Source organism: Streptomyces sp. NPDC054863 (assembly GCF_053610825.1).
The window spans coordinates 1-2,178 of record NZ_JBSGZD010000529.1 but is presented as its reverse complement, the minus strand read 5'-3'; the positions used below and the strand labels follow the sequence as shown (position 1 = coordinate 2,178).

Annotated in this window: 1 protein-coding gene and 1 pseudogene; one reads left to right on the top strand and one right to left on the bottom strand. The window is 74.9% G+C overall.

Annotated elements, in window-relative coordinates; translation table 11 throughout:
• Positions 1–634, bottom strand: a pseudogene (locus ACWGIG_RS38595) (molybdopterin-binding oxidoreductase); the annotation flags it as partial.
• Between the two features lie 131 nt (positions 635–765).
• On the opposite strand from ACWGIG_RS38595, the gene ACWGIG_RS38590 reads away from it, so the two are divergent.
• Positions 766–2,094, top strand: a complete 1,329-nt coding sequence (locus ACWGIG_RS38590; RefSeq protein ID WP_453326396.1) for an NAD(P)/FAD-dependent oxidoreductase — start codon at positions 766–768, stop codon at positions 2,092–2,094.
• Positions 2,095–2,178: the final 84 nt, after the last annotated feature.

Below are 2,178 nucleotides of genomic sequence, written 5' to 3'. Positions count from 1 at the left end.
GAGCTGCTTCCGGGCGGGCGGAGGCGGGTCCCGCAGCGCCCCGCCCCCGCCCGTCCGGGTCGGCCGGGAGCGCCCCCTCGGGAGGGCTCCCGGCCCGGACGGGGCGGCCAGGGCCGGACGGGGAATTCACGTGCCCCGTGCCGGTGTCCGGCCCCGCCCCGGGCACCGCGGGCGGCTCCCCGGCCGCAGGAGAGCGCCGCGGGCCCAGCTTCGACGTGAGCAGGTACAGCACCGCGCAGCCCGCCGCACCGCCCACCAGGGAGGGCAGCGCGTCGAGCGCGCGGCCGTCGGGGCGCTCCAGTGCCGCCCACGCGCCGAGCGCGCCGAAGGCGAGGACCAGGAGTACGCCCGTGCGCCGGTGCCGGGCGGCCAGGAGACCCACCGCCACCGCGAACAGCGCCAGCAGCATCAGGATGCCCAGCTGGAGGACCAGCTTGTCGGCGGTGCCGAAGGTGCGGACCGCAAAGTCCTTCACCGCGGCGGGCGTACGGTCCACGACCGCGCCGCCCACGGCTGCCACCGGGCCGGCCTCGGGGCGTACCCCCGAGGCAGCCAGCTCCGCGGCGCACAGCGCCGAGAAACCGGCGACCAGCCCGCCGGCCGCGCTTGCCAGGGTGCGCAGTTTTCCGCTCATGCAAGGGATTCGGTACCGAGGGCCCCGCCGGATTGGTCGAAGGTCCCGATTGCTTCTTTCGGGGCATCGGCCAATCCGGTGGGCCGACGGCTCCGAACAAGGTGTGCGAGCCGTCGACAGCAGGAGGATCCATGCCAGGCACAGGTGGGGCAGCGCAGTACGGGGGGCGGGCGCCGCGCGGGTCGCCCGGCACGGCCGTCATCGGCGGCGGAGTGGCCGGACTGACGGCCGCCCACGTGCTCTCCCGTACGCACCGCGTGACGCTGTACGAAGCGGAGCCCCGGCTCGGCGGGCACGCCCACACCCACGACGTGCCGTCGGCGGACGGCCGGATCCACCGTGTCGACTCCGGGTTCATCGTGCACAACCGGCGCACCTATCCGTATCTGCTGCGGCTCTTCGGCGAACTCGGGGTGGCGACCCAGGAGTCGGAGATGAGCATGTCCGTACGGTGCGAGGGCTGCGGCCTGGAGTACGCGGGGGCACGCGGCCCCGGCGGCCTGTTCGCCCGGCCGCGCAACGCCGCACGCCCCGCCTACCTGCGGATGCTCGCCGAGGTTCCCCTCTTCCACCGCAGGGCACGGCAGTTGCTGGCGGGAGCGGCGACGGAGGAGGGGGAGGCGGGACGGGAGGCCGTCACGCTGGGCGGGTTCGTGCGGCGCGGACGGTTCTCGGCGTACTTCGTCCAGCACTTCCTGACCCCGCTGGTCTCGGCCGTCTGGTCCTGCGACCCGGCGGCTGCGCTGCGTTCTCCGGCCCGCCACCTGTTCCGGTTCCTCTCCCACCACGGAATGCTCGCCGTCGGCGGATCGCCCCTGTGGCGGACCGTGACGGGCGGGTCGCGCCAGTACGTCGACCGGGTCGCCAAGCAGCTCGCCGCGGTGCACACCGCGACCCCCGTCAGAGCCTTGCGGCGCCATGCCGACGGGGTGGAGGTGACGGGGGAGGACGGCGTCACCGCTTCGTACGACCGTGTCGTCGTCGCCGTCCACCCCGACCAGGCGCTGCGGCTGCTCGCGGACGCGAGTGAGGCGGAGCAGCGGGTGCTCGGGGCGTTCCGGTACTCCCGCAACCCGACGCTCCTGCACACCGACACCCGTGTCCTGCCCCGCAGCCCGCGGGCCCGCGCCTCCTGGAACTACCTGATGCCGTCCTGCGCCTCGGGTGCCGACCGGGTCCACGTCAGCTACGACATGAGCCGTCTCCAGCGGCTCGACGCCCCCGAGACCTACGTCGTCACCCTGAACGGGAGCGAAGTGGTCGACCGGGAGCGGGTGGTGGAGTCGATGGTGTACGAACACCCGCTGCTCACCGCGGAGTCGGTCGCGGCCCAGGCCTCGCTGCCGTCCCTGAACACCGCGACGACCGCGTTCGCCGGCGCCTACCACGGGTGGGGATTCCACGAGGACGGCTGCCGGTCCGGGGTCGAGGCGGCGGCGGCGCTGGGGGTGAGGTGGTGACCGGCGCCGAGCACTCCTCCGCCGGGGCGGGGGCCAAGCCTCCGGCGGGGACCGGGAGACAGGCCCATCCCCCGGCGGGGACGC